The sequence below is a fragment of the Azospirillum sp. TSO5 genome (genome assembly GCF_003116065.1).
Lineage (GTDB): Bacteria > Pseudomonadota > Alphaproteobacteria > Azospirillales > Azospirillaceae > Azospirillum.
Genome location: NZ_LGQY01000041.1, coordinates 36,213 through 55,551, shown reverse-complemented (window position 1 = coordinate 55,551; position 19,339 = coordinate 36,213). Strand labels below are relative to the sequence as shown.

The following is a 19,339-nucleotide window of genomic DNA, read 5'->3' as shown; positions in this document are numbered from 1 at the left end:
GGCGGTGACTCACGACCAGACACAAGAGAGGCGACAATGGCTGCGAACGTCAGCGACTTCTTCTGGCAACGGCTCTCCGAATGGGGTGTGAAGCGGATATTCGGCTATCCCGGCGACGGCATCAACGGGCTGGTCGGCGCGCTCGCCCGCACCGGCGACCAGTTCGATTTCGTCCAGGCCCGCCACGAGGAGTTGGCCGCCTTCATGGCGACCGCGCATGCCAAATACACCGGCGAGCTGGGCGTCTGCCTCGCGACCTCCGGCCCCGGCGCCATCCATCTGCTGAACGGCCTTTATGATGCGAAGCTCGACCATCAGCCCGTGCTCGCCATTGTCGGCCAACAGGCGCTGACCGCGCTGGGCGGTCACTACCAGCAGGAGGTCGACCTCGTCTCCCTATTCAAGGACGTGGCGGGCGAGTATGTCCACATGGCCTCCACGCCCGCCCAGGTGCGGCACCTCGTGGACCGCGCGGTGCGCATCGCCAAGGCCGAGCGCACGGTGACCTGCATCATCCTGCCCAACGACCTGCAGGAGATGGACGCGGTGGAGACGCCGCCGCGCGCCCACGGCACCATCCATTCCGGCGTCGGCTATTCCGCCCCCGTCGTGCGCCCGGCCGAGGCCGACCTGCGCCGCGCCGCCGACGTGCTGAATGCCGGCTCCAAGGTGGCGATCCTGGTCGGCGCCGGGGCGCTGAACGCCACCGACGAGGTGATCGAGGTGGCCGACATCCTGGGCGCCGGCGTCGCCAAGGCCCTGCTGGGCAAGGCGGCGCTGCCCGACGATCTGCCCTTCGTCACCGGCTCCATCGGCCTGCTCGGCACCCGGCCGAGCTACGAGATGATGGTGAACTGCGACACGCTGCTGATGATCGGCTCCGGCTTCCCCTATTCGGAGTTCCTGCCCAAGGAGGGGCAGGCGCGCGGCGTCCAGATCGACATCGATCCGAAGATGCTCAGCATCCGCTATCCCATGGAGGTCAATCTGGTCGGTGACAGCGCCGGCACCCTGCGCGAGTTGATCCCGCTGCTCCAGCGCAAGCAGGACCGCTCCTGGCGTGACAGGATCGAGGCCGGCGTCGCCGACTGGTGGAAGGTGCTGGAAGCCCGCGCCATGAATGACGCGACGCCGCTGAACCCGCAGCGCGTCTTCTGGGAGCTCTCGCCGCGGCTGCCCGACGACGTGGTGATCGCCTGCGACACCGGTTCGGGCACCAACTGGTACGCCCGCGACATCAAGATCCGCCGCGGAATGAAGGCCAGCCTGTGCGGCGGCCTCGCCACCATGGGACCGGGCATGCCTTATGCGCTGGCCGCCAAGTTCGCCCATCCCGACCGCCCGGTGCTGGCGATCGTCGGCGACGGCGCCATGCAGATGAACGGCATGAACGCCCTCATCACCCTGTCGAAATACTGGAAGCAGTGGAGCGACCCGCGCTTCATCGTGCTGGTTCTGAACAACCGCGACCTCAATCAGGTGACGTGGGAGATGCGCGCCCAGGCCGGCAATCCGAAGTTCGAGGCATCGCAGGAGCTTCCCGACGTTCCCTATGCCCGCTATGCCGAACTTCTGGGTTTCAAGGGCCTGTTTGTCGACAAGCCGGAAGACCTCGGCAAGGTCTGGGACGAGGCGCTGGCGACCCGTGGCCCGGTGGTGGTCGAGGCTTATACCGATCCCAACGTCCCGCCGCTGCCGCCGCACATCTCGCTGAAGAACGCCGCCGCGATGATGGCGACGCTGGCCAAGGGCGATCCGGAGGTGTGGGACATGCTGAAGGGCACCGCCAAGGACTTCGTCGAAAGCTACCTGCCGCACGGTGGCGATAAGGGCGGCGGAAAGAAGCGCTGACCAAGTGGGTGAATGCGTCCGATATACCCAAAAAACAAAGAAGGGCCGCCGTTTCCGGCAGCCCTTCCATTGTCAATCCGTGTGTCGTCGACACCACGGCGCAGTCCTTAGCGGACCGAAATCCCTTCCACGAAGAAAGAGACCTCGGCCTTAGCGCTCGACGACGAGTGAGACGGACAATGAGACACGAGATCACCTCCTTTCAGTTGTTGACGTACGACACCCTATATAGGCCACTTCACGGATGCTGCAAGTCGGATTCCTGACTGCTCCGCTGTGACATTCACCGGGGTGTTCACATCAGGGCATTCGGCACGAACAGCACCAGACCGGGCCACAGCAGCATCACCGTGACCAGCGCCACCACGGCCAGGACGAAGGGGATGGATTCGACGATGTATTCCTCGACCGGGCAGTCCAGCAGGCTGCACACCGTATACATCGCCACCCCCACCGGCGGGGTCATCGAGCCCAGCGTGACGATGGTCATCATCAGGATGCCGAAATGCACCGGATCGACTCCCAGCGGCTGGACGATCGGCAGGAAGATCGGCGTCAGCAGCAGAACCAGCACCGTGCTTTCGATGAACAGGCCGGCGATGAACAGGAAGATCAGGATCAGGGTGACGACCAGCGCCGGTTCCCGCGTCAGTCCGGTCATCGCGGCGGCGATGGTCTGCGGCGCCTGTTCGAAGACGATGGCGTAGCCGACCATGCCGGAGAACAGGATGATCAGCAGGATCAGCCCGGTGTCCGTCACCGCCTCGACCAGCGCGTCCACCATGGCGCGCAGCGTCAGTTCCTTGTGCACGAAGAAGCCGATGACGGCGGCATAGATGACGGCGAAGGCGCCAACCTCCGACGGGGTGAACAGGCCGCCGCGGATGGCGACCAGCAATGCCACCGGGAACAGCAGCGCCCATTTGGCATGGACCACCGCCTCCCACATCGCCTTGCCGGTCGGCCGCTGCGTCGTGGCGGCGCCATAGCCGCGGCGCCGCGCGATCCACCAGACGGTGACCATCAGCACGGCCATCATCAGGAAACCGGGAACGATGCCGGCCAGGAACAGCCGTCCGATGGAGACGTTGCCGACGAAGCCGTACAGGATCAGGCCCAGGCTGGGCGGGATGGTCGCGGTGATGAGCGATCCCACCGCGATGACGGCCGAGGTGAAGCCCTTCGAATAGCCGCTGCGGATCAGGTCCGGACCGAGGATGCGTGCTTCCATCGCCGCGTCGGCGACGGCGGAGCCGGACACGCCGCCCATCAGGGTGGACAGCACGATGCAGACCTGCGCCAGCCCGCCGGACATCCACGACACCAGCACGTTGGAACAGCCGATCAGCCGGTGGGTGATGCCGGTCCGGTTCATCATGTGACCGGCCAGGACGAAGAAGGGAACGGCCAGCAGCGGGAAGCTCTGCGAGGCGGTGGCGACCTGCTGAACCCCGATCGACACCGGAATGATGCCGTTGGTCAGGAAGAAGGTGAAGCCGGCCATGCCGATGGCGAAGGCGATCGGAACGCCAAGCCCCATCAGGACGAAAAAGGTGAGGGCGAGCAGGATCACGGCATCACCTCCTCCGCCACCGGGACGTCCGACGGCGTGTTGAAGATCGGGCGCGGGGTGCGGCGAAGCCGGCCGATGGCGGCCATCGTCTGCCCCAGCAGGGTGAAGGACAGCAACAGGCAGCCGACCGGCACCGCCGAGGTGACGAAGGCATAGCTGATGCCGCTGTCGCCGAACTGGCGTTCCAGGTTCAGCATGGTCAGCTGATAGCCCTTGACCGCCATGGTCAGCAGGAAGGCGAGCACCAGCAGCGCCAGCAGGATGTCCAGGATGGCGCGCACACGCGGCGGCAGGCGCTTGACGACATAGTCGATGCCGATGTGGGCATGCTTGCGCAGCGCGAGGTCGGCGCCGAGGAAGCTGGCCCAGGCGAACAGCAGCTGCGCGACGTCCACCGACCAGACCAGGGGATAGCCGAACCAGCGGCTGATGCCGGCCACGAAGACCAGCAGGACGATGACGGCGAGCAGCGTTGTCGCCAGCACCGTCTCCGCCTTGACGTACAGGGATTTCATCGGAAGGGGGTGCTCCGGTCCGGCCCGCGGGAGTGCGCCGGTGGTGCGGATGGCAATGGGCGTTGGGTGCGGGCGTCGGTTGCGGGAGGGGAGCGGGGCGGCCCGGCAAAGGCGGCCCCACCCCGGTCACTACAGAAAAGGCCGGCCGGTCACTGCTTCAGCAGCGCGTCGACCTGCTTGTGCAACTCGCCATAGCCGAGCTTCTCATAGACGGGCGCGGTGGCCTCGCGGAAGGGCGCGACGTCGATGTCGACAACCTGCATGCCCTTATCCGTCATCTGCTTTTCAAAATCGGCCAGCGAGGCTTCGGTCGCCTTGGACGCATCGTCGCCGGCCTTCAGCGACTCCTCGCGCAGGATCATCTGCATGTCCTTCGGCAGGCTGTCGAACCAGGCGGCGCTGGTGACGATGCCGGTGATCAGGTTGATGTGGCCGGTCTTGGTCAGGTACTTCGCCACCTCATAGAGGCGAGCGCCGTAGATGGCGGGATCCTGCGCCTCGGCGCCGTCGATCACCTGCTGCTGCATGGCGGTGTAGACCTCCGACCAGGGCAGCGGCGTCGCGGTGGCGCCCATGGCGCGGATGGTCTCCATCCACACCGGCGCGCCCGGCGTGCGGACGCGGACGCCGTTCAGGTCGGCCGGCACCTTCACCGGCTTGTTGGTCAGCATGTGGCGTTCGCCTTGCCACCAGTTGAAGGACAGCACCTGATGGCCGGACGCCTTGCGCAGCTTCTGCACCCACTCCTCGAACATCGGCGAGGTCACGACCTTGCGGATGCCGCCATAGCCCTGGGCGACGTAGGGCGCGCCCAGCACGCCGAATTCCTTGACGAACACGGCGAGCCGGCCGCCGTCCACCACCACCGCGACGGGCGCGCCGGCGCGGGCCTGTTCCAGCAGATCCTCATCCTTGCCAAGCTGCGAGGCGGGGAACAGGCGGACGGCCATCTTGCCGGCCGACCGCTTCTCCACATTGGCCTTGAACTCTTCCAGGCCCTTGTAGAGCGGGTCCTGCTGCGACAGGGCCGTGTTGACGCTGAGCGTGTAGTCGGCCGCCGAGGCGCCGAATGAAACCAGGGACACCACCGCGCCGAACAGCGCCGTACGCACGGCGTTCGCCATGACAGACATGCATTTCCTCCCAGCAATATGGACCGCCGGCGACCGACGGCCGGCATTCGACTGGTGCGTGTTCGGCCCGCCGCCGGAACACCGGCGAACGCCCCGATTCAAGGGGCGGTCCAGCAGGGAAGGGGATGGCCGATGACCAGTTTATTCAGTCACTGGTATGGTAGTATGCTTGATTGCAGTTGGCAATAGCGTTTCGGGCGGAATGTTCGTATTCCACCAATGTCGCTGCTGAACTGTCTTCACACGAAACGGGCCGGCACTCGCATCGCGAATGCCGGCCCGTTTCGTGTCGATGGTCCGCCGCCTAGCGCAGGCGCGGGGTCATCCGGCTCATGGCGAAGCCCAGCCCGCCGGCCAGCAGAAAGCCGGCCGCCACCGCGACGCCGCGGGCGGCGGCGCTTGGTGCCGCCAACCGCAATGTGTTGTGCGGCAGGCCGAAGCGCCCGCGGGTGCGGTGCAGCCCGTCGACGGGGTGGAACAGGTTGTCGGGCCGGCCGGGCGTCTCGCGTTCGTCCGTCATCTGGCCGTCCACCGCGTTGTCGGCGAGGTAGCGGTCGGCGAAGGCCGGCGCCAGGAAATTGCCCAGGATCGCCTGCATCGCCGACCAGCCCAGCCAATATTCGCGGCGGGGATTCTCGGCGGCATGCAGGATGGCGCGGGCGATGTCCTCCGGCTGAAAGATGGTGCCCATCGGCCGCGCCCGGCGGGGCATGTGGCTGCGTGCCCAGTCGAATTGCGGCGTGTTGACCGCCGGCAGATGCACGGTGGTCAGCTTGACGCCGCTCTCCTCGTGGATCAGTTCGGAATGCAGGCTGTCGATGAAGCCGGTGATCGCATGCTTGGCCGCGCAATAGGCCGATTGCAGCGGAATCGACCGGTAGGCCAGTGCCGAGCCCACCTGCAGGATCGTTCCGACGTCGCGTGGCCGCATCCGGCGCAACGCCGTCTGGATGCCGTAGGCGGAGCCGAGATAGGTCACCTCGGTCACCCGCTTCAATTCCTTCGGTGTCACGGCATGCACCGGGCCGAAAACGGTCACCATCGCCACGTTGATCCAGGCGTCGATGGGTCCGAACGCCTCCTCCACCCGGTCGGCAGCGGCATCCAGTGCATCCGGATCGGCGACGTCCAGCGGCAGGACCAGCGCCCGCCCGCCCAGCCGTTCGACCTCCGCCTTCACCTCCTCCAGCGCGTCGGCCGAGCGGGCGATCAAGCCGATGGAGGCTTGGCGGTAGGCGGCGAAGGCCAGCGCGGTGGCGCGGCCGACCCCGGCAGATGCACCGGTGATGCAGACGACGGGAGAGTGGGGGAGGCCGTTGGTCGGTTGCATGGCGGGGGTCCTGTTCTTATTGCGCCTCAGGAGCGGTCAGGGGTCGGCCGGGGGGTTGGACGTCTGCCGCTCCATCCTGTCCAACTCCCTGCACCGCCCCCGGTTCCGTCCCGTCCGCTCAGCGCCCCCTCTTCCACTCGGATGCGGTGCAGGGTCAGCGGGATGTTCAGCAGCGTGGCGGCGACGGCGATCCAGACCTCGCCGAACACCAGCGGCAGCACCGCAAGCTCCCCCGCCACCACGAGGTAATTGGGGTGCCGGACCCAACGGAAGGGGCCGCGCCGGACCAGCGGCGCGCCGTCCAGCGTGATGATCCGCGTCGTCCAGAAGCGGCCGAGCGTCGCGATCACCCAGACCCGCCCGGCCTGGAGCAGCAGGAACAGCGCCAGCAGCCAGCCATTCACCGGCGCGTCGGCCGGCACCATGACGAACAACGCCAGCAGCCACCCGGCATGCAGCGCGACGAACAGCGGGTAATGCGCCGCCCCGACCTCCCGCGCGCCCTCGGCCAGAAGCCGGGCGGTGTTGCGGCGGGCGATCACCAGTTCCAGCAGCCGTTGCGCCGCCACCGCCACCAGGATGATCTGCGGCCAGCCGATTGCGTCCATGCTCACAGATCCAGCAGGGTGAGGCCGGCGGTGAAGCCGGGGCCGAGCGCCAGCATCAGATGCGGTCCGGCCGCTCCGCTGCGCATCCGCCGGTCCAGAACGAACATCACGCTGGCGGCCGACATGTTGCCGCAGTCGCCCAGCACCGCCCAGGAGTCGTCCATGCCGGCGATGGCGGGCTCCAGCACCTCGGTCAGCGCCTGCAGGACCTTGGCTCCGCCAGTGTGGCAGATCACCCCGGCCAGATCGGCGCGGGACATGCCGCGACCGCTCAGGAAGCCGTCGATCACCGGGGGAAGCCTTTCGCGGATCAGGCGGGGGATGTCCTGGCTGAAGACGACGCCGAAGCCCTCGTCCTCGATGCGCCAGCCCATGATCCGCCGCGTGCCGGGCCAGGTGTGCTCGGCGCTGTCGACGACGCGCGGACCAGGGGTGTCGTCATCGGTCCCGGAGGTCCGCAGAAGGGCGGCGGCGGCGCCGTCGGCGAACAGCGCGCTGGCGACGACATTGGTAGCGGTGGCCTCTTCCGGCCGGTGCGACAGGGTGCACAGTTCGACCACCAGGAACAGCACGGTGCGGCCGGGCATGGCACGCGCCATCATGCCGGCGCGTGCAAGCCCCAGCGCACCGCCGGCGCAGCCCAGCCCGAAGACCGGCAACCGCACCGTGTCGGGACGGAAGCCCATGCGGTCGAGCAGCAGCGCCTCCAGGCTGGGTGTGGCGATGCCGGTGGTGGTGGCGCAGACGATGGCATCGACATCGGTGGGGCCCAGGCCGGCGGCGGACAGCGCCTTGGCCGCCGCCTCTTCCAGCAGGTCCAGCGCCACCCGTTCGAACACGGCGGCGCGCTCGGCCCAGCCATGCGGCTCCAGATACCAGGACAGCGGACAGGCGGCGTGGCGGGTGCGGATGCCGGTGTTGGCGAAGACGGGGGCCAGCCGGTCGAAATCGCGCAGGCGATGGGCGAACACCGAGCGGGCGACGGTCAGCGTCTCCGCCTGTTCGAACCGGTGGGGCGGCAACGCCGTGGCGACCGACAACAGCCGCGGATCGGGTGACATCCTGCCTCCTGCATGCTGCCGCCGGGTAAAACCACGGGCGGGGCGGCGACCCCGCCATATCAGCCAACAGGAATATTGGGCGGCCATTGCGCCGGCGCCCGCTTGCTCAAAAGTCTATCGACTTTCGAGCGCGCGGGCGCGCTTTCACAAAAATGATGTCGACTGACTGGCAACCCTTGGCAATGGCCGCCGGCAAAAGTCCGTCAGTGTGCCATCACCCGTTCCTCCGCGCCCGGCTTGTCGTGGATCGCCAGCCGGTCGACGATGGTTTCGCTCGCCGCATTCAGGCCGACCAGCCGCACCTCCGCCCCGGCGCGGCGGAACTTCAGCACCACGCCGTCGAGCGCCGCGACGCTGGAGATGTCCCAGATGTGGGCGCGGGACACGTCGATGACGATGGTATCCAGCTTCTCCCGCACATCGAAGGCGGCGGAGAAATCATCGGCGGAGGCGAAGAACAGCTGTCCCTCCACCAGATAGGTCCGGCTAAGCCCATCCTCCGACAGGGCGGAGGTGACACGAAACAGCCGGGCGACCTTGCCAGCGAAGAAGATGCCGGACAGCAGAACGCCGATCAGCACGCCGACGGCAAGATTGTGGGTGAAGACCACGCCGACGACGGTCGCCAACATGACCGCGCTGGAGCTGCGCGGGTGCGTCACCAGCGTTTGGAACGACCGCCAGTTGAAGGTGCCGACCGACACCATGATCATCACCGCCACCAGGGCGGCCATCGGGATCCGCTTCACCCAGTCGCCCAGCACGACGATCAGGAACAGCAGGAACAGACCGGCGCAGAAGGTCGACAGCCGGCCCCGGCCACCCGACTTCACGTTGATGACCGACTGGCCGATCATCGCGCAGCCGGCCATGCCGCCGAGAAAGCCGGAGACCATGTTGGCCACGCCCTGGCCGACGCATTCGCGGTTCTTGTCGCTGCCGGTGTCGGTCATGTCGTCGACGATGGCGGCGGTCATCAGCGATTCCAACAGCCCGACCACGGCGATGCCGGCGGAATAGGGCAGGATGATGCGCAGCGTTTCCAGCGTCAGCGGAATGTCGGGCAGCAGGAAGACCGGCAGGGTGCTGGGCAGTTCGCCCATGTCGCCGACGGTGCGCACGTCGATGCCGAAGCCGATGGTGACCGCCGTCAGCACCAGGATGCTGACCAGCGCCGACGGCACCGCTTTGGTCAGACGCGGCAGCAGGTAGATGATCGCCAGCCCGGCCGCGACCAGCGCGTAGGTGACGGTCGGCACGCCCACCAGCTCCGGCAACTGGGCCAGGAAGATCAGGATGGCGAGCGCGTTGACGAAGCCGGTCATCACCGATTTCGACACGAAGCGCATCAGCGCGCCCAGCCGCAGGAATCCGGCGCCGATCTGCAGCACGCCGGCCAGTACGGTGGCCGCCAGCAGATATTGCAGCCCGTGGTCCTTGACCAGCGTGACCATCAGCACGGCGGTGGCGGCCGTGGCGGCGGAGATCATGCCCGGCCGGCCGCCGACGATGGCGATGGTCATGGCGATGGCGAAGGAGGCGTAAAGTCCGATCTTCGGATCGACGCCGGCGATGATGGAGAAGGCGATGGCCTCCGGAATCAGGGCAAGGGCGACGACAAGCCCGGACAGCAGGTCGCCGCGCGTGTTGCCGAACCACTCCTGACGGAGCCGTTGCAAATCGATGGTCATGGGTCTCGCAAGCTTGAGGCGCACGATGGCGGCCGACGCCATGATCCGGCGTTGGGCCGGGCGGCGGGTCGTATCGTGGGAATTGGAATCGGAAGAATGGAATGGCTGCGAAGCGGCGGCCGGCCCGGAAAAGGGGCCGAAGGGCTTCAGGTCAATGCGGTGAGCAGGCCGTCAAGGCGGCGTGACGCGGTGCAGCATGCCGCAGACGTAACAGATTGCCGCAGGCGCGGCAACCCTGCCGATCCTGGCTTGACAGGTATCAGACGCGAATCACAAGGGGCGGCGCCTCTGCGAGCGCCGCCCCCCGTCATTTTAAAAGACCCTTCCGCTAGGCCTGCCGCGGCTTCAGCGGGGCGGTGTCGCGGAATGGCTTGTCGACCCCGCCCTTGTCATTGGTCTGGTTCTCGACGTCGCCCTCGAAGGTGCTTTCTCCCTGGGCCAGATCCATGTCGTCCGGCGTCATTCCAGCGGCGCGGGCGCCTTTGGTCCCGCCGATCTGCGGGTTGTTCTTCAGGTCGGCGTCGGTGGGCTTGTCTGTCTTGTCGTGCTTGCTTGCGCTCATGACGGCGTCTCCGTTCCGGTTCCGCATGTTCCCCTGTCAACCGGCCGCAGGCGGGATCGTTGCGAACAGGCGAATCCAAGTTTCGCCAGGAGACGGCAGGCGGTTAGAGTAAAGGGGTTCGGCGCAGCCGAAGACCATTCGGGAAAGCCGATGACAGGCGTTGAGAACCGGTTGCGGATCCGCGTGCGGGGACGGGTGCAGGGGGTGGGGTTCCGCCCGCATGTCCATGCGCTCGCCCGGCGGTTCGGCCTGACCGGCTGGGTTCTGAACGACCCGCAGGGCGTGCTGATCGAGGTGCAGGGCACCGCCGCCGCCGATCTCGTCGCGGCCCTGACGGCGGAGGCGCCGCCGCTGGCCCGCATCGACGCCGTGCAGTGCGAGACCATCGCCCCGCTCCCCGGCGAGGACTCCTTTTCCATTCACCACAGCGGGTCAACGGGCGCCGTCGCCACCGGCATCGGGCCGGACGCCACGGTTTGCCCGGCCTGCCTCGCCGAACTGTTCGATCCGGCCGACCGTCGTTATCGCTACGCCTTCCTGAATTGCACCCATTGCGGCCCGCGCTATACCATCACGCGGCGGCTTCCTTATGACCGGCCACAGACGGCGATGGCCGGTTTTACGCTTTGTCCCGACTGCCTGTCGGAGTACCAGGACCCGACCGACCGCCGCTTCCATGCACAACCGACCGCTTGTCCGGCTTGCGGCCCCCGCCTGTCACACCCGCCGGAGGAGATTTTGGCGGCGCTGCGGGATGGCAGGATCGTTGCCATCAAGGGGCTGGGCGGTTTCCATCTTGCCTGCGACGCCACGCGGGCGGATGCGGTGGAGCGGCTGCGGCGGGTCAAGCAGCGCAACGGCAAGCCCTTCGCCCTGATGGTCGCCAATGCGGACTCCGCCGGCCGCCATGTCCGCATGGATGCCGACGAACGCGCAGTGCTGGAAGGCGTGGCACGCCCCATCGTCCTGCTGCGGCGGCGGGAGGACGCACCGGAACTGGCGCCCGACATCGCCCCCGGTCTGGCTTGGCTGGGCGTCATGCTGCCCTACACGCCGCTGCATTACCTGCTGTTCCACGAGGCCGCTGGTCGCCCCGACGGGACCGGCTGGCTGGGCGAGCCGCAGGAGCTGACGCTGGTCATGACCTCCGCCAATCCCGGAGGCGAGCCGCTGGCCATCGGCAACGACGAGGCGCGGGAGAGGCTGGACGGCATCGCCGATCTGGTCGTCGATCACGATCGTGACATCATCATCCGCGCCGACGACAGCGTGTTGCGCAAGCTGGCCGGCGCCCCCGCCTTCCTGCGCCGGGGCCGCGGCCATGTGCCGGAGCCGATCCGGCTGGCCCGCCCCGTACCGCCGATCCTGGCGGTCGGCGGCCACCTGAAGGCGACGGTCTGCGTCACCCGCGGCGACGAGGCCTTCCTGTCCCAGCACATCGGCGACCTCGACAATGCCGCGACGCTGGGCTTCCTGGAGGAGACGGTCGCCCATTTGCTGCACATTCTGGGCGTGGAGCCGGTGGCGGTCGCCCATGACAAGCACCCGGATTTCCAGTCCACCCGCTTCGCCGAGATGAGCGGCCTGCCGGCGATCGCCGTCCAGCATCACCACGCCCATGTCGCCGCCGTGTTGGCCGAACACCGGGTGGAAGGGCCGGCATTGGGCCTCGCACTCGACGGCTTCGGGCTGGGTGAGGATGGCGGCTCCTGGGGTGGGGAGATGCTGCTGGTCGACGGGCTGCGGGCAGAGCGGCTCGGCAGCCTCGCTCCGCTGGCCCAACCCGGCGGCGATGTCGCGGCCCGCCAGCCCTGGCGAATGGCGGCATCCGCCCTGATGCGCATGGGCCGCGCCGACGAGATCGTTGCCCGCTTCGGTGGCCACGGTCCGGCCGAGGGGGTGCGGCGGATGATCGAGCGTGGCATCAACGCGCCGCTGTCCAGTTCCTGCGGGCGCTGGTTCGATGCCGCCTGCGGGTTACTCGGCGTCCGCGCCGTGGCGGGCTTCGAGGGCGAAGCGCCGATGGCGCTGGAATCGCTGGCGCGCCGGCCACGGGTGGCGGAGGGCGCGTGGCGGATCGGGAACGGCGAGCTTGACCTCACACCCCTGCTGGAGCGGCTGCTGTCCGTAACCAACGCAGCGGAGGGGGCGGAGCTGTTCCACGGCACGCTGGCGGCGGCGCTGGTGGACTGGACGCTGCCGGCCTTGCGCGCGCATGGACTGTGCCGGGTGGTGCTGTCCGGCGGCTGTCTGATGAACGCGGTTCTGGCGGAGGAACTGGTTGCCGGCTTCCGCGTCGCCGGTGTGGAGGCGCTGCTGCCGAGGCTGGCGCCGGCCAACGATGGCGGGCTCAGCCTCGGTCAGGCGTGGATCGCGTCCTTCGCCTTGTAGCGGAACAGCGGCATCTGGACCGGCGCCCGGACCTTCTCGCGGCGGGCAGGGGCATCGGCAGTCCGGGTGGCCTTATCGAACTCGTACAGGCCGCGATACTTGCCGATATAGCCCTTGCGGCAGGCGCGGTGGAAGCGCTGCGACGCGGTTTCCCAATCGTCGCCCGGCCGCAGCCAGCTGACATAGGTGGTGCCGGTACGCGGATCGGTGCGCAGGAACCGGCCGCGTCCCTTCTCCCCCCGCACCCACTGGCCGGGGTTCAGCGTCAGAGCCCCGCGGGCCAGCAGCATCTTCACCTGCGGGGTCAATTCAATGGTCGGAAAGTAAGGCATGACGTCCTCCGGCCGCACCCGGACGGGGCGGTGCTGATCTGGGAGACTCCGTGGTTTCGGAACCTCCCAGATATGGGAACGCATGCGGAACAATTCAAGGTTTTCAAGGGGTGCGGAGTGGTGGCGTGCGCAAACTCACCCCGCCCGCGCCACCTTCTTCACCGGCCGCTCATGCTCCTCGTCCGCCGGGGCTTCGGTGTCCTTGAAGGTGCGGACGCCGCTGATCATGGTGGAGATGATCGACTGGCGGGACATGATGTCCTCGCGCACCGCGGCATAGACGTGGACGATCACGAACAGCAGGATCGCCCACATGCCCAGATGGTGCCAGGTGTGGACGTCCATGCTCTGGCCGAACAGCGGGATGACCCAGCCGAACAGCCGGTCCTGCCAGCTGCCCTGTCCCGCCCCCTCGCTGTAGAGCGCGAAACCGGTGACGATCATGAAGACGCTGCCGACGGCGATCGCCCAAAACATGGCGAACTGCGCCAGCGGATTGTGGCCGACATACAGCTTCGGCTTGCGCTCCAGGAACAGGTACCAGCGGGCTTCCACGAACAGCTCCCCCCACCAGTGGCGGTCCCAGAAGGGGAAGCGGAACAGCTGCCGGGCATGGTGGTTGCCGGCGAAGGCCCAATAGATTCGGCCGATGAAGCCGACGGCGAAGATGTAAGCCGCCGCGAAATGAACGAAGCGGATGTAGCCCATCAGGAAATTGGCGCTGGCCTCGCCCGGCATGGTCGGCAGCGGGTTGGCGATCAGGTAGCCGGTGACTGACAGCACTACGATCGCAAGCGCATTGACCCAGTGCCAGACCCGCACCGGCACCTCGTACACATAGATCGCCTTCAGGAAGCGGCCGGCCGCCGGAGCGGCCGTCCCGTCCTCGTCCGGTGTCGCGACCGGCTTCGCATCGTCGAGAGGAGCCATGACGTAATCCTCCTCGGTTGCCGGTCAGCGCACGGTGACGCGGGCCAGTTCGGCGCCGTCCGGCGCCATGACGTGGGTGGAGCAGGCGAGGCACGGGTCGAAGCTGTGCAGGGTGCGCAGGATCTCCACCGGCTCGTCCGGGCGGGCCATCGGCGTGTTCAGCAGCGAGGCCTCGAAAGCGCCGATGTTGCCCTTGGGATCGCGCGGGCTGCCGTTCCAGGTCGTCGGCACGACGCACTGGTAATTGTCGATCTTGCCGTCCTTGATCTTGATCCAGTGGCCCAGGCCGCCGCGTGGGGCGGCGACGGTGCCGACACCCTTGGCCTCCTTGGGCCAGGTCTTCGGGTCCCACTTCTCGACGTTCGCGGTGGCGGTGTCGCCGGCCTTGATGTTGGCGATCAGGGCGTTCCAGTCGTCCATCATCATGGTGCAGCAGTATTGGCATTCCAGCGCGCGGGCCAGCGTGCGGCCGATGGTGGTCGGCAGCGCCTGCTGCGGCGTGAAGTTCGTGCCGGCCAACTTGTTGAAGGCGCCCAGCGATTCGGTGATCTGGTCCTTCACGTAACCGACGCCCTGGGCGTAGGCCAGGATGTAGCGGGGCAGGGGGCCGACCTCCACCGCATGGCCGCGCCAGCGCGGGGCCTTGATCCAGGAGTACTTGGCGGCCTCGTCCAGTTCCTTGATGTCGGTGCGGGTGCCCTTGGTGTTGGCGCCCAGCTCGAACTTGGCCTGGGTCACGCCGTCCCACGGGTGCAGGCCCTTGCTCTCGTCCTCGTAGTGATACCAGCTGTGGGCGACGAACTCCTGCACCTGGGCCGGGTCGCGCGGGTCGATGGGGTGGACCTCGTTCCAGTTGCCGTTCAGGATGACGCCGCCCGGCAGCTGGCAGGTCGAATGGTCGTACGGCACCTTCTCGTAATCGCCGTAGTCCATGACGTTGGTCGCCGCCAGGCCGCCGCCATAGAGCCAGTCCTTGTAGAAGCTGGCGATGGCGAGCACGTCCGGCAGATAGACGTTCTCGACGAAGGCCGTCGCTTCCTGGATGCGGGCGCGGATGAAGTTCAGCCGCTCCATGTTCAGCGGCGCGCCCGACGATCCGGTGCCGTCCATGTTGATGGCGCAGGGGACGCCGCCGACCATGTAGTTCGGGTGCGGGTTCTTGCCGCCCAGGATGGTGTGGATCTTGACGATGTCCTTTTGGAGATCGAGCGCCTCCAGGTAATGGGTCACCGCCATCAGATCGGCTTCCGGCGACAGCTTGTAGGCCGGGTTATCCCAATAGCCGTTCTTGAAGATGCCGAGCTGACCGCTCTCCACGAACTTCTTCAGGCGGGTCTGGACGTCGCGGAAATAGCCGGGGCTGGACTTGGCATGGCGCGGCGACACCGCCTGCTGGAGAGCCGAGGTCGCCTGCGGATCGGCCTTCAGCGCGTTAACCGGGTTGACCCAGTCCAGCGCGTGCAGGTGATAGAAATGGACGATGTGGTCATGGACCTGCAGCGTTTTCGCCATGATCTCGCGGATCAGGTGGGCGTTCTTCGGGATGCGGATCTGCAGCGCATCCTCCACCGCGCGGACCGAGGTCAGCGCGTGACAGCCGGTGCACACGCCGCAGATGCGCTCCACGAAGGCCCAGGCATCGCGCGGGTCGCGGCCCTTCAGGATGACCTCGAGACCGCGCCACATCGTGCCGGTCGACACCGCGTTGCGGATGATGTTGTCGCTGTCGACATTCACCTCGCAACGCATGTGGCCTTCGATGCGGGTGACCGGATCGACGACAATGCGCTTGCCGCCATTGTCGAGCGAGAACCCGTTCGGGGTCTGGACGATGCCCATGGTCAGACGTCTCCCTTGTGCTGCGCGCGCTTCAGGGCGCTGACGGCCGCGTGGGCGGCGATGATGCTGCCGACGCCGATGGCGGCGGTGGTGCCGATCTCGTCGGCGTTGGCCTCGATCCCGAACTGGAGGATGTCGGACTGGCGGGCGTACCAGGACCCCTTGTCCCAGAAGCCGTCTTCCGAGCAGCCGATGCAGCCGTGGCCGGACTGGATGGGGAAGCTGGTGCCCTCGTTCCAGCGGACGGTGGAGCAGGCGTTGTAGGTGGTCGGGCCCTTGCAGCCGACCTTGTAGAGGCAATAGCCCTTGCGCGCGCCCTCGTCGTCGAAGGATTCGACGAACTGGCCGGCGTCGAAATGCGGCCGACGATAGCATTTGTCGTGGATGCGCTGGCTGTAGAACATCTTCGGCCGGCCCTGGCGGTCCAGCTCCGGGATGCGGTCGAAGGTCAGCATGTAGGTGATGACGCCGGTCATCACCTCGGCGATCGGCGGGCAGCCCGGGACCTTGATGATCGGCTTGTCGGTGATGACCTCATGCACCGGGGTGGCGCGGGTCGGATTCGGGCGCGCCGCCTGGACGCAGCCGAAGGAGGCGCAGGAGCCCCAGGAGATGATCGCCTTGGCGTCCTTGGCGACCTTGCGCAGCTGGTCGGTGAAGGGCTTGCCGCCGATGATGCAGGACATGCCGTCCTGGTTCAGCGGCGGATTGCCCTCCACAGCCAGGATGTAGTTGCCCTTGTACTTCTCCATCACCTCGTCGAGGATCGCCTCGGCATGGTGGCCGGCCGACGCCATCAGCGTGTCGTCGTAATCCAGCGAGATCATCGACAGCACCACGTCCTTCACCAGCGGGTGCGCCGAGCGGATGAAGGATTCGGAACAGCAGGTGCATTCCAGCCCGTGCAGCCACAGCACCGGGGTGCGCGGCTTGGTTTCCATGGCGTGGACGATCTGCGGCACCAGTTCCGGCCCGAGGCCGAGCGCCGCGGCGGTCAGCGAGCAGTATTTCAGGAACGAACGGCGTGTGATCCCCTGCCGCCGCATCACCTCGTAGAAGGTTTCCAGCGTTGCCATCGGTTTGTTTTCTCCCGTCGGGCAGCACCGGCGTGCGAGGATCCGGTGCGCTTCTCCGCGGGCGATAGGCAACAATCGTGCCGTACTACGAACATTGGGCAAACCAACGGTCACAAAGGGTCTGGAGTCTCGACCGCTGGCAACTCCCCGGCCGAAACGACGGCCGGGGTGGAAGGAGAGTTGCCGGTGGCTGAAATAGGGCGGGTGCGCGGTGCCCCCTCCCTCCCACGGCTCCGCCGCGGGTCCCTCCCTCCCCCGCCTTCGTCGGTGGAGGGGAAGTTCGCAATGCCGCACCGCCCCCTCCACCGCCGCAGGCGGGGGAGGGTTGGGGAGGGGGCAAGCGGCGCCTTACTGCAGGGCCTCTTCCGGCCGGCCGATCAGGCGATGGATCGCGTAACCAATCGCCACACCGACCGCATGCAGACCGGCGGTGCTGGCGAGGAAGCCGGCGGCATAGCCAACCGCCGCGGCGTCGGCCGGCATCTCCGCGCCATGGGCGAAGCCGTGGAACAGGCCGAAGCCGGCGGCGAAGACCACGCCGATCAGACCGTTGCGCGACATCGGCATGACGCACAGCAGGGCCAGCACGACGGTGGAGGCGTAGATGGTCGGCTCGACCAGCGGCAGTTCGCCACCGGTCAGCGCGAACAGCCCACCCGCCAGCATGGCGGCCAGGAACGCCCCCGGCACCGCGAGCACGGCGCGCCCGCCGATGGTCGCGCCATAGACGCCGACGGTGACCATGGCGATCAGGTGGTCGAGCCCGCCCAACGGATGCGCGGCGCCGTCGAGGAAGCCGGCCCCGGCGAGATGGCCGGGATGGGCCAGCGCCGGGGTGGCGGCAAGCGCGATGGCCGCAGAGATGGCGGCAAGGCGAGTGATCTTCGACATATCGAACGGCTCCTCGGGGTTCTTGTGGTTTTGGTGATCGGTAGAGTGCGGCATCAATGCCGCTGTGCCGGCCCGCGCTCAATGCCATAGCGTTCCAGCTTGGCGCGTAGGCCCATGCGCGACAGGCCGAGTTCATCGGCGGCCTTGCTCTTGTTCCAGCGGCAGCGGACCAGCGTTTCCATCAGGATGCCGGCCTCCACCCGCTCGATCCGGGACTTCAACGGCCCGCCCTGGCCGATCAAGTCGAGCGGCGGCAGCGGTCCGTCTTCCGGCGACGCCGGGCGGGCGTTCAGCGCGGCACCGCGCAGCACATGGTCGGACAGCAGGTCTGCCCCCAGCGTCTCGCCCTCGCACAGCACCAGCATGCGCATGATCTCGTTCTGCAACTCGCGCACGTTGCCGGGCCAGCCATAGGCCTCCAGGCAGGCCAGCGTGTCGGGGGCGAAGCCGGTCACCGGCTTGCCGTGGGCGGCGGACAGCCGGTCCAGGATGTGGCGGGCCAGAACCGGGACGTCGTCCGGCCGGTCGCGCAACGGCGGCATGGTCAGCGTCATGGTGCTGAGCCGGTAATAGAGATCCTCGCGGAAGCGGCCGGCCTTCACCTCGGCGGTCAGGTCGCGGTGGGTGGCGGCGACCACGCGGACATCGACCCGCCGTGTCTCGTTGGACCCCACCGGCCTGATCTCGCCCTCCTGCAGGAAGCGCAGAAGCCGGACCTGAAAGGCCGGGCTGATGTCGCCGATCTCGTCCAGGAAGATGGTGCCGCCGTCCGCCTGCTCCAGCAGGCCGACACGGTTGGTGTGGGCACCGGTGAAGGCGCCCTTCTTGTGGCCGAACAGCTCGCTTTCCAGCAGTTCGTCCGGGATGGCGCCGCAATTCTCGCAGTAGAAGGGCTGGTCGGAGCGCGGGCTGCCGTAATGGATGGCGCGGGCCAGCAGTTCCTTGCCGGTGCCGGTCTCGCCCAGCACCAGAACCGGGACGTTGAAGCCCGCCACCCGTTTCGCCTGCCGGCAGACCTCCTCCACCGGGCTGCCCTCGGCACGGATCAGGCCGTCGAAGCGGTAGGATTGGCGCACCCGCTCGCGCTTGGTCGCGACGCGGGTCTCGGCCAGCGGCGGCAGCAGCTTCAGTTCGTTGGTCAGCCGGTCATGCTCGCGCTGGAGCTGGTACAGCTTCGCAGCGTTGCGGGCGGTCAACAGCAGATGGTCGGGGTGCCAGGGCTTGGTAATGAACTGGTGGATGCCGGCGGTGTTGATGGCACCGATGATGTCCTCGGGATCGATGTAGCCGGTGATGACGATCCGCACCACGTCGGGCCAGCGTTCGCGTACCTGCGTCAGGAACTCCACGCCGCTGACCTCCGGCATCCGCTGGTCGGAGAAGACGACCTGGATCCACTCGGTTTCCAGCAGGCGCAGGGCCTCCTCCGCCGACAGGGCGGTGAACACCTCGAACTCCTCGTCCAGCAGGCGGGCGATGACCTCGACGGAGCGCGGCTCGTCATCCACCACCAGGATGCCGGGACGGGCGGGATCGGTCATCGCGCGGAATCCTTC

At 67.5% G+C, this 19,339-nt stretch carries 16 protein-coding genes; 2 read left to right on the top strand and 14 right to left on the bottom strand.

Annotated features, from left to right (window positions below):
• The first annotated feature begins 36 nt into the window (after window positions 1–36).
• Entirely contained in the window at window positions 37–1,851 is a 1,815-nt protein-coding gene (locus TSO5_RS13040) for a thiamine pyrophosphate-requiring protein (RefSeq protein ID WP_109152006.1), read from the top strand.
• 295 nt (window positions 1,852–2,146) lie between these two features.
• Here TSO5_RS13040 and TSO5_RS13035 read toward each other — a convergent pair whose 3' ends face one another.
• From TSO5_RS13035 to TSO5_RS13000, 8 genes are all read right to left on the bottom strand, one after another.
• On the bottom strand, window positions 2,147–3,424 hold the full coding sequence (locus TSO5_RS13035; RefSeq protein WP_109152005.1) for a TRAP transporter large permease: 1,278 nt from the start codon (window positions 3,422–3,424) through the stop codon (window positions 2,147–2,149).
• Window positions 3,421–3,939 carry a TRAP transporter small permease gene (locus tag TSO5_RS13030; protein WP_109152004.1) on the bottom strand — a complete coding sequence of 173 codons (519 nt, stop codon included), beginning with the start codon at window positions 3,937–3,939 and terminating at the stop codon, window positions 3,421–3,423. Before TSO5_RS13030 ends, TSO5_RS13035 begins: the two co-directional genes overlap by 4 nt.
• A 149-nt stretch (window positions 3,940–4,088) precedes the next feature.
• The gene (locus TSO5_RS13025; RefSeq protein WP_109152003.1) at window positions 4,089–5,072 is read right to left on the bottom strand and encodes a C4-dicarboxylate TRAP transporter substrate-binding protein; all 984 of its coding nucleotides are present in this window, start codon (window positions 5,070–5,072) and stop codon (window positions 4,089–4,091) included.
• 304 nt (window positions 5,073–5,376) lie between these two features.
• Window positions 5,377–6,402, bottom strand: a complete 1,026-nt coding sequence (locus TSO5_RS13020; protein WP_109152002.1) for an SDR family oxidoreductase — start codon at window positions 6,400–6,402, stop codon at window positions 5,377–5,379.
• A 26-nt stretch (window positions 6,403–6,428) separates the two neighbouring features.
• Entirely contained in the window at window positions 6,429–7,010 is a 582-nt protein-coding gene (locus TSO5_RS13015; RefSeq protein WP_109152001.1) for an isoprenylcysteine carboxylmethyltransferase family protein, read from the bottom strand.
• A 2-nt stretch (window positions 7,011–7,012) separates the two neighbouring features.
• Window positions 7,013–8,071 carry a 3-oxoacyl-[acyl-carrier-protein] synthase III C-terminal domain-containing protein gene (locus TSO5_RS13010; protein ID WP_109152000.1) on the bottom strand — a complete coding sequence of 353 codons (1,059 nt, stop codon included), beginning with the start codon at window positions 8,069–8,071 and terminating at the stop codon, window positions 7,013–7,015.
• A gap of 203 nt (window positions 8,072–8,274) precedes the next feature.
• Window positions 8,275–9,762, bottom strand: a complete 1,488-nt coding sequence (locus tag TSO5_RS13005; protein ID WP_109151999.1) for a SulP family inorganic anion transporter — start codon at window positions 9,760–9,762, stop codon at window positions 8,275–8,277.
• Between the two features lie 328 nt (window positions 9,763–10,090).
• The gene (locus tag TSO5_RS13000) at window positions 10,091–10,324 is read right to left on the bottom strand and encodes a hypothetical protein (RefSeq protein WP_109151998.1); all 234 of its coding nucleotides are present in this window, start codon (window positions 10,322–10,324) and stop codon (window positions 10,091–10,093) included.
• 150 nt (window positions 10,325–10,474) lie between these two features.
• Here TSO5_RS13000 and hypF point away from each other — a divergent pair, with 150 nt between their 5' ends.
• Window positions 10,475–12,715: a carbamoyltransferase HypF gene (hypF, locus tag TSO5_RS12995; RefSeq protein ID WP_109151997.1), complete on the top strand. Its 2,241-nt coding sequence runs from the start codon at window positions 10,475–10,477 to the stop codon at window positions 12,713–12,715.
• Here the strand turns inward: hypF and TSO5_RS12990 are convergent.
• The 6 genes from TSO5_RS12990 to TSO5_RS12965 all read right to left on the bottom strand — a co-directional run bounded on the left by TSO5_RS12990 (window position 12,685) and on the right by TSO5_RS12965 (window position 19,324).
• Window positions 12,685–13,047 carry a hypothetical protein gene (locus TSO5_RS12990; protein ID WP_109151996.1) on the bottom strand — a complete coding sequence of 121 codons (363 nt, stop codon included), beginning with the start codon at window positions 13,045–13,047 and terminating at the stop codon, window positions 12,685–12,687. The genes hypF and TSO5_RS12990 overlap by 31 nt on opposite strands.
• Before the next feature lie 135 nt (window positions 13,048–13,182).
• Window positions 13,183–13,977, bottom strand: coding sequence for a Ni/Fe-hydrogenase, b-type cytochrome subunit (cybH, locus tag TSO5_RS12985; RefSeq protein WP_109151995.1), 795 nt, complete (start codon window positions 13,975–13,977; stop codon window positions 13,183–13,185).
• A gap of 24 nt (window positions 13,978–14,001) precedes the next feature.
• A complete protein-coding gene (locus TSO5_RS12980) occupies window positions 14,002–15,816 on the bottom strand; it encodes a nickel-dependent hydrogenase large subunit (RefSeq protein WP_109151994.1) in 1,815 nt (604 codons plus the stop codon).
• A gap of 2 nt (window positions 15,817–15,818) precedes the next feature.
• Window positions 15,819–16,892 (bottom strand): hydrogenase small subunit, encoded by a 1,074-nt coding sequence (locus TSO5_RS12975; protein ID WP_199230882.1) that lies wholly within the window; start codon window positions 16,890–16,892, stop codon window positions 15,819–15,821.
• Between the two features lie 348 nt (window positions 16,893–17,240).
• Complete coding sequence (locus tag TSO5_RS12970; RefSeq protein WP_109151993.1) at window positions 17,241–17,783, bottom strand: HupE/UreJ family protein; 543 nt, start codon at window positions 17,781–17,783, stop codon at window positions 17,241–17,243.
• A gap of 53 nt (window positions 17,784–17,836) precedes the next feature.
• Complete coding sequence (locus tag TSO5_RS12965; RefSeq protein WP_109151992.1) at window positions 17,837–19,324, bottom strand: sigma-54 dependent transcriptional regulator; 1,488 nt, start codon at window positions 19,322–19,324, stop codon at window positions 17,837–17,839.
• Window positions 19,325–19,339 lie beyond the last annotated feature (15 nt).

Bases quoted from the DNA above. Each gene is read 5' to 3' on its own strand.
- TSO5_RS13040 (WP_109152006.1), top strand. From the start codon at position 37: ATGGCTGCGAACGTCAGCGACTTCTTCTGGCAACGGCTCTCCGAATGG.
- TSO5_RS13030 (WP_109152004.1), bottom strand. From the start codon at position 3,939: ATGAAATCCCTGTACGTCAAGGCGGAGACGGTGCTGGCGACAACGCTG.
- TSO5_RS13025 (WP_109152003.1), bottom strand. From the start codon at position 5,072: ATGTCTGTCATGGCGAACGCCGTGCGTACGGCGCTGTTCGGCGCGGTG.
- TSO5_RS13020 (WP_109152002.1), bottom strand. From the start codon at position 6,402: ATGCAACCGACCAACGGCCTCCCCCACTCTCCCGTCGTCTGCATCACC.
- TSO5_RS13015 (WP_109152001.1), bottom strand. From the start codon at position 7,010: ATGGACGCAATCGGCTGGCCGCAGATCATCCTGGTGGCGGTGGCGGCG.
- TSO5_RS13010 (WP_109152000.1), bottom strand. From the start codon at position 8,071: ATGTCACCCGATCCGCGGCTGTTGTCGGTCGCCACGGCGTTGCCGCCC.
- TSO5_RS13005 (WP_109151999.1), bottom strand. From the start codon at position 9,762: ATGACCATCGATTTGCAACGGCTCCGTCAGGAGTGGTTCGGCAACACG.
- TSO5_RS13000 (WP_109151998.1), bottom strand. From the start codon at position 10,324: ATGAGCGCAAGCAAGCACGACAAGACAGACAAGCCCACCGACGCCGAC.
- hypF (WP_109151997.1), top strand. From the start codon at position 10,475: ATGACAGGCGTTGAGAACCGGTTGCGGATCCGCGTGCGGGGACGGGTG.
- TSO5_RS12990 (WP_109151996.1), bottom strand. From the start codon at position 13,047: ATGCCTTACTTTCCGACCATTGAATTGACCCCGCAGGTGAAGATGCTG.
- cybH (WP_109151995.1), bottom strand. From the start codon at position 13,977: ATGGCTCCTCTCGACGATGCGAAGCCGGTCGCGACACCGGACGAGGAC.
- TSO5_RS12980 (WP_109151994.1), bottom strand. From the start codon at position 15,816: ATGGGCATCGTCCAGACCCCGAACGGGTTCTCGCTCGACAATGGCGGC.
- TSO5_RS12975 (WP_199230882.1), bottom strand. From the start codon at position 16,892: ATGGCAACGCTGGAAACCTTCTACGAGGTGATGCGGCGGCAGGGGATC.
- TSO5_RS12970 (WP_109151993.1), bottom strand. From the start codon at position 17,783: ATGTCGAAGATCACTCGCCTTGCCGCCATCTCTGCGGCCATCGCGCTT.
- TSO5_RS12965 (WP_109151992.1), bottom strand. From the start codon at position 19,324: ATGACCGATCCCGCCCGTCCCGGCATCCTGGTGGTGGATGACGAGCCG.